This is a genomic window from Bradyrhizobium sp. UFLA06-06, from assembly GCF_054820065.1.
On the sequence record NZ_JADFUD010000004.1, the window covers coordinates 108321 to 123342 of the forward strand.

At 64.3% G+C, this 15022-nt stretch carries 15 protein-coding genes; 6 read left to right on the forward strand and 9 right to left on the reverse strand.

Features of this window, described 5'->3' with window-relative positions; translation table 11 throughout:
• Positions 1-53: 53 nt before the first annotated feature.
• Positions 54-587 carry a c-type cytochrome gene (locus tag IF803_RS04880; protein ID WP_461191449.1) on the reverse strand — a complete coding sequence of 178 codons (534 nt, stop codon included), beginning with the start codon at positions 585-587 and terminating at the stop codon, positions 54-56.
• Positions 574-1863, reverse strand: coding sequence for a sulfite dehydrogenase (gene soxC / locus IF803_RS04885; protein WP_461191450.1), 1290 nt, complete (start codon positions 1861-1863; stop codon positions 574-576). Before soxC ends, IF803_RS04880 begins: the two co-directional genes overlap by 14 nt.
• 411 nt (positions 1864-2274) lie before the next feature.
• Here soxC and IF803_RS04890 point away from each other — a divergent pair, with 411 nt between their 5' ends.
• Positions 2275-2505, forward strand: a complete 231-nt coding sequence (locus IF803_RS04890; RefSeq protein ID WP_092089686.1) for an MGMT family protein — start codon at positions 2275-2277, stop codon at positions 2503-2505.
• A gap of 107 nt (positions 2506-2612) precedes the next feature.
• On the opposite strand, the gene IF803_RS04895 is transcribed toward IF803_RS04890, so the two are convergent.
• Positions 2613-3869: a NupC/NupG family nucleoside CNT transporter gene (locus IF803_RS04895; protein WP_461191451.1), complete on the reverse strand. Its 1257-nt coding sequence runs from the start codon at positions 3867-3869 to the stop codon at positions 2613-2615.
• Between the two features lie 116 nt (positions 3870-3985).
• Between IF803_RS04895 and IF803_RS04900 the strand changes: the two genes are divergently transcribed.
• Complete coding sequence (locus IF803_RS04900) at positions 3986-5209, forward strand: MFS transporter (protein ID WP_461191452.1); 1224 nt, start codon at positions 3986-3988, stop codon at positions 5207-5209.
• Positions 5210-5667: 458 nt separating this feature from the next.
• On the opposite strand, the gene IF803_RS04905 is transcribed toward IF803_RS04900, so the two are convergent.
• Together IF803_RS04905 and IF803_RS04910 are read right to left on the reverse strand one after the other, a co-directional pair.
• The gene (locus IF803_RS04905; protein WP_137479991.1) at positions 5668-6429 is read right to left on the reverse strand and encodes an SDR family oxidoreductase; all 762 of its coding nucleotides are present in this window, start codon (positions 6427-6429) and stop codon (positions 5668-5670) included.
• Between the two features lie 12 nt (positions 6430-6441).
• A complete protein-coding gene (locus IF803_RS04910; RefSeq protein WP_461191453.1) occupies positions 6442-7203 on the reverse strand; it encodes a peptidase in 762 nt (253 codons plus the stop codon).
• Between the two features lie 295 nt (positions 7204-7498).
• Here IF803_RS04910 and IF803_RS04915 point away from each other — a divergent pair, with 295 nt between their 5' ends.
• Positions 7499-9094, forward strand: coding sequence for an ABC transporter substrate-binding protein (locus IF803_RS04915; protein WP_461191454.1), 1596 nt, complete (start codon positions 7499-7501; stop codon positions 9092-9094).
• A 189-nt stretch (positions 9095-9283) separates the two neighbouring features.
• On the opposite strand, the gene IF803_RS04920 is transcribed toward IF803_RS04915, so the two are convergent.
• On the reverse strand, positions 9284-9577 hold the full coding sequence (locus tag IF803_RS04920) for a GYD domain-containing protein (RefSeq protein ID WP_026192964.1): 294 nt from the start codon (positions 9575-9577) through the stop codon (positions 9284-9286).
• A 346-nt stretch (positions 9578-9923) separates the two neighbouring features.
• The gene (locus tag IF803_RS04925) at positions 9924-10142 is read right to left on the reverse strand and encodes a hypothetical protein (RefSeq protein ID WP_461191455.1); all 219 of its coding nucleotides are present in this window, start codon (positions 10140-10142) and stop codon (positions 9924-9926) included.
• A 170-nt stretch (positions 10143-10312) separates the two neighbouring features.
• Between IF803_RS04925 and pdhA the strand changes: the two genes are divergently transcribed.
• Genes pdhA through IF803_RS04940 form a run of 3 tightly spaced genes read left to right on the forward strand, consistent with a single transcriptional unit; the run spans position 10313 to position 13501 of the window.
• Positions 10313-11410: a pyruvate dehydrogenase (acetyl-transferring) E1 component subunit alpha gene (gene pdhA, locus IF803_RS04930; protein WP_461191534.1), complete on the forward strand. Its 1098-nt coding sequence runs from the start codon at positions 10313-10315 to the stop codon at positions 11408-11410.
• Positions 11403-12383: an alpha-ketoacid dehydrogenase subunit beta gene (locus tag IF803_RS04935; protein ID WP_461191456.1), complete on the forward strand. Its 981-nt coding sequence runs from the start codon at positions 11403-11405 to the stop codon at positions 12381-12383. Before pdhA ends, IF803_RS04935 begins: the two co-directional genes overlap by 8 nt.
• A 20-nt stretch (positions 12384-12403) precedes the next feature.
• Complete coding sequence (locus tag IF803_RS04940) at positions 12404-13501, forward strand: dihydrolipoamide acetyltransferase family protein (protein ID WP_461191457.1); 1098 nt, start codon at positions 12404-12406, stop codon at positions 13499-13501.
• Positions 13502-13525: 24 nt separating this feature from the next.
• Here IF803_RS04940 and IF803_RS04945 read toward each other — a convergent pair whose 3' ends face one another.
• Positions 13526-13951 (reverse strand): carboxymuconolactone decarboxylase family protein, encoded by a 426-nt coding sequence (locus IF803_RS04945; RefSeq protein ID WP_461191458.1) that lies wholly within the window; start codon positions 13949-13951, stop codon positions 13526-13528.
• A 217-nt stretch (positions 13952-14168) separates the two neighbouring features.
• Entirely contained in the window at positions 14169-15011 is an 843-nt protein-coding gene (locus tag IF803_RS04950; RefSeq protein WP_038383320.1) for a transglutaminase family protein, read from the reverse strand.
• Positions 15012-15022 lie beyond the last annotated feature (11 nt).

Genomic DNA, 15022 nt, shown 5'->3' on the forward strand with positions numbered 1-15022 from the left:
CGTGCGGCAACGCAAGATGTCGCGATGGGCCAGACCCAGACATTCAGGCAGCTTTATTTTCCGCGCGAAAACGTCACAAATCCATCCCGGTTCGGCATTTTCACCTTTTGCAGTGTCTGCGCATCCATGGTGTCGTTGTCTGCAATGATGCCGTTGAGGTTCAGGATATAAGCGACGACCGCATAAACTTCGTCATTGGTCAACGACTTCGATTCGTTATATGGCATCGCTCGCCGCACATAGTCGAAGACTGTCGTGGCATAGGGCCAGAAGCTTCCCACGGTTTTGACCGGAGGCTTGTCACCGCGAAGCGTTCCTTGTCCGCCCACGAGCTGATCGTTGGGCTTCCCGGCTCCTTTCTCGCCATGGCAGGCGGTGCATTTTGCCGCGTACACGGCTTCACCTTGCTTTGGGGTCCCGCTGCCAGGCGGCAAGCCGACGCCGTCTGGACCAATGCTGATGTCCCAAGAGGCAATTTCCTCCGGTGTTGCCGCCCGTCCGAAGTTTGGGCTTTCAGCCGCGAATGCGACGGCCGAAGCCACGGCAAGACCTGAGGCGGCGATGAGGAGAGGGTTACGCATAGACATGCTTCACCTCGCCTTTGTTGGAAACGGCCCAGGCCGTGATGGCGTTGGAGTGATAGATGGTTCGGTTGCCGTGCGCGGCGATCATCTTCTCTCGCGTCGGCTGGACGTAACCGGTCTCGTCGGTCGCGCGGCTTTGCAGGACCGCGGGTCCGCCGTTCCACCGCCACGGAATGCGGAAGCGTGTCAACGCCTTCGACAGCACGGGCGACTGCAACGCCGCCTTTGCCCAGCTTTTGCCGCCGTCGGCCGAGACCTCAACCTTGGTGACCTTGCCATAGCCCGACCAGGCAAGACCCGAGATTTCATAGAGGCCGGGCTCTTTCATAGTCAGCCCCGGTGAAGGCCGTGTGATCACAGACTTCCCTTCCTGAGGGAGCACAAACTGTAGGGATTTCCCGTCGGGCAAGGTGATCGTGTACTTCGATGTCTCATCCTTGGTCATCGTCGGCGCTTCGGTCAGCTTGATGCGCCGGAGCCATTTCACATTCATGTTGCCTTCGTATCCCGGCAGCAGGAGTCGCATCGGATAGCCGTTGGATGGCCTCACGCGCTCACCGTTCTGGTAGAGAGCAATCAATGCGTCATCCATCGCTTTCGCCAACGGTATGCTGCGGCTCATGCCGGCAGCATCTGCACCTTCGGCTAAAATCCATTTGGCCTTCGGATCGACGCCTGCTTCCTGCAACAGGATCGCGAGCCTTACGCCCGTCCACTCGGCGCAGGAGACAAGGCCGTGAATCGCCTGGACTCCAACCGCGGCGGCCTCCTTCTGGTACAGCAATTGGCCGTTACCACCACATTCGAGAAATGAGACGCGCGACTCGCGCGGATAGCGTTCTAGGCTTTCCAGCGTGAAGGTCAGCGGGCGCTTGACTAGGCCGTGGATTAACAGCCGGTGGGTATCCGGGTTAATGTCGGGAATGCCGCTATGAGAACGTTCAAAATGCACGCTATTGGGCGTGATCATGCCGTCGAGCAAATGGAGCGGTGTGCGGGCGGCACCTGTGCCGGTCGTGCCTGGCGCGGTGTTCCAAGTTCTGGCGACCTTTTCTTCGTATTTCGCTGGCTGGCCGTAGCCGACGAATCCGGATCCCGGCACCTTCATCCAGGGCTCAACCGGTAACGCGTCGGCGGCAGCTGGATTAGGCAGAGCGGAACTGGCAACGGCGGCCGCAGCCGCCGTACCCGCTGTCAAAAACATACGGCGATGAAGGAGGCCGTTCCCCGCCACGATGTCCAGATCGGACCCGTGAACGGTCGATCGATCAGCAGCCATCAAGTCCTCCTTTTTGACTTTGCCCCAGTTATCAACCCCGCTGTGCGAGCATTGTTCTTCAGCTACAGGTCGAAGCTCGCTTCCTTGGACATTGGGGTCGCCGCAAATTCCGCATCGCAGCGAAATGACGCGGCGGGCACACCGCGCTATGTCCGAGTTGGGTCATTCACCTCGAATCGCATCGGGCGGAGCCGCCGGTCGATGTCCGCAATGCTCCGTTTGCGTTCACGCCGGCACTGCGCGGCAAACGGCGCTAGGGGCCAATAGCTGCCCACAATGTTAAGACGGCGGCGCGCACTTCGAAACGAACACCGGCACGTCCAGTCGAATCTTCCGTGCCAACGCGACGCGCTCGTTCCAACCGCAGGTAAAAAGGCGAAAACCCTCTGAGAAATCTGCTACACTCGGCCTATGAAAACCTTTTCAGATAAGGTCCGCGACATCGTGCGCAAGATCCCAAAGGGGAAGGCCATGACGTACAAAGCTGTCGCTGCTAAAGCCGGCAATCCGAAGGCTGCACGCGCGGTTGGTGCCATAATGCGCACGAATTACGACCCATCGATCCCCTGTCATCGCGTTATTGCAAGCGACGGCTCAATGCGCGGCTACGTGCGTCCGCGCCGTCGGCCGGCCCAACAATGATCCGCTTGACAGGGAGCTTCACCGCGTCAGCACCGCCCCGAATTGCGCGGAGCCTGTCATCGGGCGCGCGTTCGCGCGACCCGTTGGCTCCATCCGGGCTACTGCGACTACGGCTGCGTCAGCATCCCCACGATCGCGCCCATCAGGCAGGTCGTCAGCGTGCCTGAGACGATCGACTTCAGTCCGAGCGCGTTGATCTCGTCGCGCCGCTCGGGCGCCATGATGCCGAGGCCGCCGATCATGATGCCGAGGCTCGCGAAGTTGGCAAAGCCGCACATCGCGTAGAGCATGATCAGGCGCGAGCGCGGATCGAGTGCGTCGGGGCCGAGCTTCGACAGGTCGACATAGGCGATCAGCTCGTTCAGCACGGTCTTGGTGCCCATCAGGCTTCCCGCCGTGATCGCCTGCGGCCAGGGCAGGCCCATCAGCCAGCACACCGGCGCCATCACGTAACCAAGCAGCCGCTGCAGCGAGATTTTCGCGCCGCCGATCTCCGGCAGCAGGCCGATGATCGCGTTCGCCAGATACACCAGCGCGACCAGCACCAGCAGCATCGCGATGATGTTCATCAAGAGCTCGAGCCCGGCTGCCGTGCCCTTCACGATGGCGTCCATCGTCGACGACACCTGGATATCGGGATTGTCGAGCGATCCGCCGGTGCGCTTGTCCGAGGTTTCCGGCACCATGATCAGGCTCACCAAAATTGCGGCCGGCGCGCCGAGCACCGAGGCGATGACGAAATGCGCGGCCGCATCCGGGATCAGCGGCGCGAGCAGCGTGGCGTACAGCACCAGCACGGTGCCGGCGATCCCGGCCATACCGCCGGTCATCACCAGAAACAATTCGCTGCCGGTGAGCTGCGCCAGATAGGGGCGGATGAAGAGCGGCGCTTCGACCATGCCGAGAAAGATATTGGCTGCGGTCGAGAGCCCGACCGCGCCGCCGACGCCGAGTGTGCGCTCGAGCAGCCAGGCCATGCCGCGCACGACAGGCGGCAGCACGCGCCAACAGAACAACAGCGTCGTCAGCACGCTCATGACCAGCACGATCGGCAGCGCCTGAAAGGCGAGGATGAAGTCCGACCCCGGCGCTTTGGGATCGAATGGCGCCGGGCCGCCGCCGACATAGCCGAATACGAAGGCGGTGCCGGCGCGCGTCGCGGCCGCGATCGTGCCGACGGCGTCATTGATCGCGCCGAAAGCCTGCGTCACCAGCGGCACCTTGATCAGCACCAGCGCCGTGACGATCGTGACGACGAGCCCGATCGCCGCCTGGCGCAGCGACACCTTCAGGCGATTCTCGCTCAGCGCCCAGGCGATCAAGAGCAACGCCACCACGCCGAACGCCGATTGCAACTGCAGCATCACGCCCCCAAAAACCCTCGCGGGATTATGGGCAGGGGCCTCGCGCAGCGCAATGCTGTTGCGCGTTCAGCTCGTCGCCATTGACAAGTTGCAGGCGCTCGGCCACGCAATCATCCATGTCCTCCGCCACGCCGGCCGGCGCCCGCGATCTGCTCGGCCACCGACCGTTCCTGTTCTTCTTGTCGTCGCGCAGCCTGTCGCGCTTCTCCAGCCAGATCGGCGCGGTGGCGATCGGTTGGCAGATCTATGATCTGACCGGCAGCGCATTCGACCTCGGCATGGTCGGACTGGTGCAGTTTCTGCCGACGGCGCTCTTGGTGTTTGTCGCCGGCCACGCCGCCGACCGCTTCGAGCGCAAGCGCGTCGTGCAAGCTTGCCAGATCGCCGAGGCGCTGACCGCGTTGTTTCTCGCCGGAAGCACCTTTGCCGGCACCATCTCCGAGATCCAGATCTTCGTCGCGACCTTCGTGCTCGGGATCGCCGGCGCGTTCGAGAGCCCGGCGACCGCCGCGCTGTTGCCGCTGATCGCACCGCAAGGCTCGCTGCAGCGGGCGACCGCGATATCGAGCGGCGCGGCGCAGGTTGCGACCATCACCGGACCCGCGCTCGGCGGCTTCGCCTATGCCCTGATGCCGAGCGCGCCCTATGCCGTGATGATGGTGTTCTGGCTGTTCGGCGCCCTCCTGACCGGCGGCATCGGCCGGCTGCAGCAGGCGCCGGTGAAGAACGGCGGGTCGTCGGACGATCTGTTTGCCGGCGTCACCTTCGTTCGCAGCAATCCGGCGATCCTCGGCACCATCTCGCTCGACTTGTTCGCGGTGCTGTTCGGCGGCGTCACCGCGCTGCTGCCGATCTATGCGCGCGATATCCTGCAAGCCGGCCCGCTCGGCCTCGGCATCCTGCGCGCCGCGCCCGCGGTCGGTGCGCTCTTGATGACGATGGTGCTGGCGCGGCACACCATCAACCGCCGCGTCGGCATGCGGATGTTCCAGGCGGTGATCGTGTTCGGCGTGGCGACAGTGGTGTTCGCGCTGTCGCACTGGATGTGGCTGTCGGCGCTGGCGCTGGCGGTACTCGGCGCTGCGGACACGATCAGCGTCGTGATCCGCTTCTCGCTGGTGCAACTCGCCACCCCCGACGAGATGCGCGGCCGCGTCGGCGCGGTGAATTTCCTGTTCATCAATGCGTCCAACCAGCTCGGCCAGTTCGAGAGCGGTGTCGCCGCGGCGCTGCTCGGCACCGTGCCGTCGGCCGTGCTCGGCGGTGTCGCCACCGTCGCGGTCGCGCTGCTCTGGATGAAGCTGTTCCCGACGCTGCGGGATGTCGAGAAGCTGGAGTAGGGCCTTCTTACCTCGCCCCGCCTGCGGGGAGAGGTCGGATCGCATGCAGCGAAGCGGAATGCGATCCGGGTGAGGGGGTACAGGTCTCAACGCGCGGCTTGCTCGCGGAGAGAGCCCCTCACCCCAACCCTCTCCCCGCAAGAGCGGGGCGAGGGAGCAGACCGAGCGCTAGCCCCAACAGCAAGTTGGCGTCGAGCTGCGGGCCGGCCGTGTAGGCAACGGCGTCGCGGACCGCCTTGGCGTCCGACTCGGGCGAGGGATACTTGGCGCAATTTCGGAATAATGGAAAAGTATCGCTGATTTGCCCGACGTGTCAAGTTGCCGTGTCGAACGCCGCTAGCTGCCGGCTACTTTGCATGGGGTTGTTTTCAATATTTTGGCAGCGCGCCCGGCGACGGCCGGACCGGGACAAGCCCGGCCGGGCGTCGCGATAGTCTGCCGCAAGCAAGAGGGGAAGATCAGCCCCGCCCCACGAAGGGCATCTTGGTCGCCATCACAGTCATGAACAGCACGTTGGCGTCGAGCGGCAGGCCGGCCATGTAGGCGACGGCGTCGCCGACCGCTTTCGCATCCATGCGCGGCTCGTGCTTGGTGGTGCCGTCCGGCTGCAGCACGCCGGGGCCGTTGACCATGCGGTCGGTCATCGGCGTCGCGGCATTGCCGATATCGACCTGGCCGACCGCGATGTCATACATGCGGCCGTCGAGGTTGGAGGCCTTGGTGAGGCCGGTGATGGCGTGCTTGGTCGAGGTGTAGGCGGCCGAGAACGGCCGCGGCGCGTGCGCCGAGATCGAGCCGTTGTTGATGATGCGGCCGCCGCGCGGCTTCTGGTCCTTCATGATGCGGAAGGCGTGCTGGGTGCACAGGAACGGCGCGGTCAGGTTGGTGTTGACCACGGCCTGCCACTGCTCGAGCGGCAGGTCCTCGAAATTCACCGGCGGCGCGCCCATGCCGGCGTTGTTGAACAGCACGTCGAGCCGGCCATAGGTCGCCTTCACCTTGTCGAACAGCGCGGCGATCGCGGCGGGGTTGGCCATGTCGGCCGACACGCACAGGCTCTTGCCGGCGGGGCCGAGCTTGGCGGTCTCTTCCAGCATCTCCATGCGGCGCCCTGCGAGCACCACGGTGTAGCCCTTGTCCATCAAAGCGAGCGACGCGGCGCGTCCGACGCCGGTGCCGGCGCCGGTCACGAGTGCGATCTTGCTGGTTGCCTCAGTCATCCGAGTTTCCTCTTACTTGGTTTTTGCTTCGGTTTCGTTCTTGTAGGGTGGGCGTGGAATGTTCTGGTGCGCCGCGCGGAGCGCCGCCGACCAGCGCGAGCGCAGGTCGTGGAAATAGGGCTCGCCGGCCTCGATGCGGTGGTTGAGATCGGCCTCGCAGGCGTCGGTGCGCACCACCAGCACGTCGATCGGCAGGCCGACGCCGAGATTGGAGCGCATCGTCGAATCCATCGAGATCAGCCCCGTTTTGAGCGCCTCGTAGAGCTCGACGTCGTAATGCATGGCGCGGTCGAGCACCGGCTTGCCGTATTTGTGCTCGCCGATCTGCAGGTAGGGCGTGTCGGTGGTGCATTCGATGAAGTTGCCGGCGGTGTAGACCATGAACAGGCGCATCCGCGAGCCCTTGATCTGGCCGCCGAACAGGAACGAGACGTCGAACGAGATGTCCTCGGCGCGCAGTGCATCGCCCTCGGTGGCGTGCACCGCGCGGATGGCGCGGCCGATCCGCTGCGCCGCCTGGAACATGGTCGGGGCGTTCATCAGCGTCTCGAGCTCGCCGGTGTCCGGATTTTCCATGCCCTCGGTCAGGGTCGACAGCACCGACTGGCTGATCGCGAGATTCCCGGCGCTGGCAATCGCCATGATGCGCTCGCCGGGCTTTTCGAAGATGTGCAGCTTGCGGAAGGTCGAGACATTGTCGAGGCCGGCATTGGTGCGGGTATCGGCGATCATGACGAGCCCGTCGCGCACCAGAATTCCGCAGCAATAGGTCATTTCAAGTCCTCAGACGGTCCGAGTTTCTCGGCCGGAAACTAGTAGCCAATTTCGCGGATGCATCCAACCCCAATTCCCCGTGACGGGAGATGCCGTGGTCCGTCAAAGAGGGGCGGGACGACCGAGCGATGGCCGGGTGCCCTGTTCCTGCCGTCGAGGTTGCGGGGGCGCATCCCGGTCTCGCTCTGCGTTGCGCGCAGCCGGCAATGATCTTGGCCCCGAGTCGTTGCGAGGGGCGGGGTGTTGTGCTCGACTGCCTGCAACCGACGACAACAAGAAATTTCGGGAGGCGGGAATGTCGTTCAAACTGGCCGCGTGCATCGTGGCATTGGGTTTCGCGGCGCTCGCCGCGAGCCCTGCATCGGCGCAGAAGAAGGGCGGCACGCTGCGGCTCTATCACAACGACAATCCGCCCTCGACCTCGCTGCTCGAGGAATCCACCATCGCCTCGGTGATGCCGTTCGCGGCGGTCTTCAACAACCTCGTGGTGTTCGATCCGGCGAAGGTGCATGAAAGCATCGACACCGTGGTCCCCGATCTCGCCGAGAGCTGGTCGTGGGACCAGACCAACACAAAGCTTACCTTCAAGCTGCGCCACGGCGTGAAGTGGCATGACGGCCAGCCGTTCACCGCCAAGGACGTGCAGTGCACCTGGCGGATGCTGATCGGCAAGAGCGAGACCCAGGACTTCAAGCGCAACCCGCGCAAGGTCTGGTACTCGAAGCTCAAGGATGTCAGCATCAATGGCGACGATGAGGCGACCTTCGAGCTGACCGAACCGCAGCCCGGCCTGCTGGCGCTGCTCGCCAGCGCCTTCTCGGTGGTCTATCCCTGCCACGTGCCGCAGCAGGTGATGCGCACCAAACCGGTCGGCACCGGGCCCTTCAAGTTCGTCGAGTTCCGGCGCGGAGATTCAATTCGCCTCGTCCGTAACCCCGATTATTTCAAGAAGGACCGGCCGTATCTCGACGAGATCACGGTGCGCTCGATCGACAGCCGCGCCACCCGCATGCTGGCATTCGCGACCGGCGACTATGACATCACCTTTCCGTCCGACGTCAGCATTCCCCTGATGAAGGACGTCAAGGCGCGGGCGCCGAACGCGATCTGCGAGATGACCTCGACCAATCTGCAGATCAATCTTCTGGTCAACCGCGTCAATCCGCCGTTCGACAATCCGGAGATCCGCAAGGCGATGTCGCTGGCGCTGGATCGCAAGGCCTTCAACAGCATCCTGTTCGAAGGCGCCGGACGGCTCGGCGGCGCGATGCAGGCGAAGCCCGAAGGCGAGTGGGGCATGCCGCCGGAGATCCTGTCGACGCTGATGGGATACGGGCCCGATACCGAGAAGAACCTCGCCGAGGCGCAGGCGATCATGCAGAAGCTCGGCTACAGTGACGCCAAGCCGCTCTCGATCAAGATCCAGACCCGCAACCTGCCGACCTATCGCGATCCGGCGGTGATCCTCGCCGACCAGCTCAAGAAGATCTACATCACAGCCGAGCTCGATATTCTGGATACGCCGCGCTGGTACTCGCGGTTGCAGCGCAAGGATTATACGATCGGGCTCAATGTCACCGGCGTCAGCGTCGACGATCCCGACGGCAATCTGGTCGAGAACTATTCCTGCAACTCCGAGCGCAACTATACCCAGTACTGCAATGCCGAGGTCGACAAGCTGCTGGCGGCGCAGTCGCGCGAGGTCGACAAGGACAAGCGCCGCAAGATCGTGTTCGACATCGAGCGGCTCTTGGTCGACGACGCGGCGCGGCCGGTCATCCTGCACTCATCGGCCGGCAATTGCTGGCAGCCTTACGTGAAGAACTTCCACCCGCACGACAACAGCCAGTACAACAATCTGCGTTTCGAGGATGTCTGGCTGGATAAATAGGGCATGCTGGCCCGCCGGCGACGACGTCCGCCGTCGCCCTCGCGCGCTTCGTATCCTTATTTATTCACACGACCAAAGCGGTGGCTGGTCCTGCGCACGCGCGCACTCCCGCGCCGATCGCCGGGGGCACGTTTGCGACGGCGCCCGTCAGTCAGGCCGCGTAGAGATCCATCGGGATATCCGACGTAGCTACGGGAGCTCGGATATCAGCTTGGTCCACTCCGCCTCGGGCCAGGCCCGTGAGGTGCAAGTCCGTATGTTTCCCAGAGAGCTGAGGGCAAGCGCGAGTTTTGTGATGTTGTCGCCGAGCGGTGCTTCGGCGAGGAGAAGGATGTCATGCTCGCCAGAGGTGAGATAGACCTCCTTGATTTCGACACCTAGCGTCTTGGCGAGTTCTTTCGCCGCTCGGCTGCGTTTGGGAGCTTCCTTGACATTACGAATTCCCTGGTCGGTCCAGTCGATCCTCAGTATGAATGTCGCCATGTCGTCCTCCAAGGGTTAAGCACTGCCCTTGTCTGCCGCGCGCGCGGCAGGCCAACCTGCTTCATGTTGAAGTTGAGGGAGCGCCCCATAAGGCAGGCGCTGCTTTCAGACTGCGATGCCTGCCGACGGCCTGACCGCTGCCCGTTCCTTCAAACGGCGACGTCGGCTCGTCCCGTCTAAGGGCAGCTCGACATAGATTACGCCACGTCGCTTGTTCGAGAAAGAGGGCTCCCCGCGTTGTGATCGGCAGCGCGGTGGCCTCGCGCAAGCGAGGGCGCCGCGTCAAGATCACACCCTCTGCGCAAGGATGCGGCCGTAGACGCGCCGGACAGCTATCCGGTGCAAGTCAGGTGTGGGTGTAGTCACCGGGTTTCAACCCGAGCGCCTTGACAGCTGCTTCGGGAAGCGGCCCCCACGCTTCGATCGTTTCATTCGGGGCCATCATGTCCGCAATAATTGCCGTGGCCTTTGCCGCGTCTTCTTCAGCCACGAAGAAGACCGAGCGAACAGGCGGGCCGCCGTCCAGCGGCGCAGTTGTTACGAGGACAACCTGACCATTTGCCATGCTCTCTTATACAGCAGTCGCGGCGCCGTTCCACGGATCCTGTCGATCGATCCTCGCGACCCGGCCGCTGACGCGTGCGCCAAGAGCGATGTTGGCACGGTATTGCATCGTCGCGTCCCGAACACCAAATAGCTGAACGTGGGAGGCAGAACCGCTCCAGGAATGAGCGCGTGGCCAGCAAAAGAGCAAACGAAGAGCTCCCCGTCATTGCGCGCTTTGAGGTGCGCCGCCGCAATTACCTCGCGCCCGACGGCTCGATAGAGCGGCCGCTTCCTGCCTTCGCCACCGATGCCAGGCTGCTGGTCGAACTTTACCGGTCGATGGTGCTCCTGCGTCTGTTCGACCGAAAGGCTGTTGCACTGCAGCGCACCGGTCGGCTGGGAACCTATGCCATTTCGCTCGGCCAGGAGGCGGTGTCGGTCGGGATCGCGAGTGCGATGCGGGAGGATGACGTTCTGTTGCCCTCCTATCGCGACAACGGCGCGTTGCTCTGGCGTGGCGTCGCGCTGGAGGAGATCCTGCTGTTCTGGGGCGGCGATGAACGCGGCAATCAATTCTCCGGTCCGGTGCACGATTTCCCGTTCTGCGTTCCCGTCGGATCACAGGCGCCGCATGCCGCCGGCGTTGCCTACGCCCTGAAGTTGCGCAAGGAGCCGCGCGTGGCCGTCTGCATGTTCGGCGACGGCGCCACCTCGAAAGGCGATGTCTACGAGGCCATGAATTTCGCCGGCGTTCACAAGTTGCCGCTTGTGTTCGTCGCCACCAACAATCAGTGGGCCATATCGGTGCCGTTGCGGCTGCAGACGGGGTCCGAGACGCTGGCGCAGAAGGCCATCGGCGCAGGGTTCAGCGGCGAGCAGGTGGACGGAAGTGACGTGGTGGCGATGCGTGCCGCCGCCGAGGAGGCCATTGCCGCTGCCCGCGATGGCAAGGGCCCTCACTTCATCGAAGCGGTCACCTACCGGCTCGGCGATCACACGACGTCAGATGATGCACTGCGCTATCGTTCGGCCGAAGAAGTCCAGGCGCATTGGAAAGAAGAGCCGATCGCGCGCCTCAGGTCCTATCTCGTCGGCCGCAAGATGTGGACCAAGGCGGACGAGGAGCAGCTTGCCGCCGAGTGCCATGAGCGCATCGAAGCGGCGGTGGAGCGCTATCTGAAGACGCCGCCGCGCCGAGCCGAAACCATGTTCGATAACCTCTATGCCGAGCTGCCCGAGGCGTATGCCGAGCAGCGCCGCGAACTCGCGGGAGAGGACGATGCCTGAAGTCACGTTGGTCGAAGCCATCAATCTGGCTCTCGGCCGCGCCATGGCGGATGATCCCGATGTGGTCGTGCTCGGCGAGGATGTCGGCGTCAATGGCGGCGTCTTCCGCGCGACCGTCGGCTTGCAGGAGCGCTTCGGTCCGGAGCGCGTTCTTGATACGCCGCTTGCCGAACTCCTGATCAGCGGGCTCTGCGTCGGCATGGCCGCGCAGGGATTGAAGCCGGTCGGCGAAATCCAGTTCATGGGATTTATCTATCCCTGTCTCGATCAGCTGGTGAACCACGCATCACGGCTGCGCAACCGTACCCAGGGACGGCTCACTTGTCCGATGGTTCTGCGCACGCCGCATGGTGCCGGCATTCGCGCACCCGAGCATCATTCCGAAAGCACCGAGGCGATGCTCGCCCACATTCCGGGCTTGCGTGTCGTAATGCCTTCCTCGCCGGAACGTGCCTATGGACTTCTCCTCGCCGCGATCCGCGATCCAGATCCGGTGGTGTTCCTGGAGCCGACGCGGTTGTACCGCGCCGTGAAAGGCGAGGTCGAGGACAACGGCGAAGCCTTGCCGTTGGATCGCGCCTTTGTCGAGAGGGAAGGTCGCGACGTCACGCTGATCAGCTGGGGTGCGATGCTGAAGGAAACGATGGCCGCGGCGGACGCGCTCGCCGACGAGAGCATAGCTGCCGAGGTTATCGACCTCGCCACGCTCAAGCCCCACGATGAAAACACCGTGCTGAGGTCGGTCGCAAAGACCGGGCGCTGCGTCATCGTGCACGAGGCCGCGCACACCGGCGGATTTGGCGCGGAGATCGCAGCCATGATCGCCGAGCGCGGACTATCCTCGCTGCTCGCACCCGTGACCCGGGTCACCGGCTACGACACGGTCGTCCCGATGGCCCGCCTCGAGCAACGCTACATGCCGTCGGTCGGACGCATCGTGACCGCAGCCCGAAAGGCGCACCAATACAACTGAACACCAACGGACCTCGTGCCATGCGCCAGTTCACGTTGCCGGACCTTGGTGAAGGTCTTGAAGAAGCGGAGATCGTCACCTGGTACGTCAACGAGGGCGATCACGTCGTGACCGATCAGCCGCTCGTTTCGGTCGAGACCGACAAGGCGGTGGTCGAGATACCGGCGCCGTCGAGCGGACGCATCGCGCGCCTGTTCGGCGCCAAGGGCGATATCGTGAAGGTCGGCGCGCCGCTCGTCGAGTTCGCCGAGGACGCCGGGCAGGACACCGGCACGATTGTGGGCGAACTCGACACCGGCGAGCAACGGCCGGCGCCAGCAACTTCTTCGCCGCCCAGCGGGCAGGGAGCCCAAGTGTTTCCGGCAGTGCGCGCCCTTGCGCGCAAGCTTGACGTCGCGCTCGATCTCGTCGAGGCGACCGGGCCCGGCGGCACCATCACGCGGGCCGATGTCGAGAGGGCGGCGAAGCGGATGTCTCACGGCGGACCCGCCGAGCCGCTGCGCGGCTTGCGCCGCGCGATGGCTCAACGCATGACGGCAGCGCACGCGGAAGTCGTCCCCGCGACGGTCACCGATGAAGCCGACATCGACGGCTGGCGGCGGGGCGAGGACGTAACAATCCGCCTGGCGCGGGCGATCGCCGCCGCCTGCAAGGCAGAGCCCGCGCTCAATGCCTGGTATCATTCCGGTACGGGAGAACGGCGCCTGATCGAGCGCATCGATCTCGGCATCGCCGTCGACACCGGCGGCGGCCTGATCGTTCCCGTGCTGCGCAATGTCGCGGAGCGGAGCGTATCGGATCTGCGGGCCGGACTCGACCGTTTGCGAGCCGACGCAATCGCGCGCGCGATACCCCCGGAGGAGCTGCGCGGTGCGACGATCACGTTGTCGAACTTCGGCATGATCGGAGGCCGGTTTGCCAATCTCATCATCGTGCCGCCGCAGACGGCGATCGTCGGCGCCGGGCGGATTTCGGAGCGCGTGGTCGCGCTTCGGGGGCAGGTTGCGGTCCGACGCACGCTGCCGCTATCGCTGACCTTCGATCATCGGGTGGTGACGGGCGGCGAAGCGGCCCGTTTCCTGGTTGTCCTCAAATCCGACGTTGAGCGCATTTCGTGACATCACTCATGCGCGAGACAAGCGTCACGGCTCCTGCCTCTGTCCCGCCGGTGCGTCGACGAGGAAGGCCTCGTCGACGGGCACGCCGAGCGCCGTGACCAGCCGGTTGGTTTCGGCGGCCATGCCGACGATCGCGAGCATTTCCTGATATTCTGCGTCGGTCATGCCCTTGGCGCGGGCGCTCGCGGTGTGCGAGTGAATGCAATAGCTGCAGCCGTGCGCCACTGAGACGGCGACGTAGAGCATCTCCTTGACCTTCGGATCGAGCGCGCCCGGTGCCATCACCTCCTTGATGCTCTCCCAAGTCCGCCGCAGGGTCTTCGGATCATGCGCGAGCGCGCGCCAAAAATTGTTGATGAAGTCCGAGTTCCGCGTCTTGCGGATGTCGTCGAAGACGGCGCGTGCCTCCGCCGGGAGTTCGTCGTCGGAAAGCAGTTTTACGGTGGCCATGGCTTGTCCCGCTGCTGTGGTTTGAAGCAGCGATCATAGCACCCCTGCCGTCATGCGAGGAGCTCGCGACAAAATTGCAAAGCAATTTTGCGCTGAAGCGACGAAGCAATCCATGCTTCCGCAAGCGGTCAGTTGGATTGCTTCGCGGAGCCTGTCATCGGACGCGCGTTCGCGCGACCCGTTGGCTCGCAATGACGGACGCCGAGAGGGATCAGCCCTACGATTGCGTCTGGCTCTGCCACTGTCCGGGACGGCCGGCCTGGTCGACCTTGACCGCGACCGTCAGCGTCTCGTTGCCGCCGCCATAGCGGGTGCCGCGGACCGGGGCGGCGCCTAGATAGTCGAGGCCGATCGCGACGCGGGCATGGGCGTCGGTGGTGCAGATGCCGTTGGCGGCGTCGAAGCCGACCCAGCCGAGATCGGGCACGAAGGCCTCGGCCCAGGCGTGGCCGGCCTGCTGGTTGACCATGCCGTCGGAGCGCAGGAAGTGGCCGGAGACGAACCGCGCCGGAACGCCGCCGGCGCGCGCGCAGGCGATCAGGATGTGCGCGTAGTCCTGGCAGACGCCGCGTTTCAGCGCGAACGCCTCGGCGGCCGAGGTGGCGCTGTTGGTCGGATCCTCGTCGAAGGTCATGTGCTCGTAGATCTGCGCCATCAGCGCGTGCAGGAAGCCGAGCACGTCGCCGCCGGCCTCGGTGCGCAGTTCGCGCACGATGGCCGTCATCGCCGGGTTGAGGTCGGTCAGCGATGTGGCGCGCAGGAACAGGCTCGGCGGAAACCGCTCGTCGGTGCCCTTCAGGACGCCGCCGGTGTCGTGGGTCTCGACCAGGCCTTCGCAATGGATCGTGAGGTCACTGATCGAACCATGCGTCAGCACATGGGTGACGTTGCCGAAGGCGTCCTCATGGGTGTCGAGCCGGGAATCGGTCGAGACGTCGATCTGCCAGTCCGCGACATATTGGCCGTCATGGCTGCCGGGCGTCATCCGCAGAATCTGGATCACGCCCGAGGCCGCCGGCTCGTAGCGATACGTGGTGGTATGGGCTATCCGCAGGCGCATGGCTCAACCGG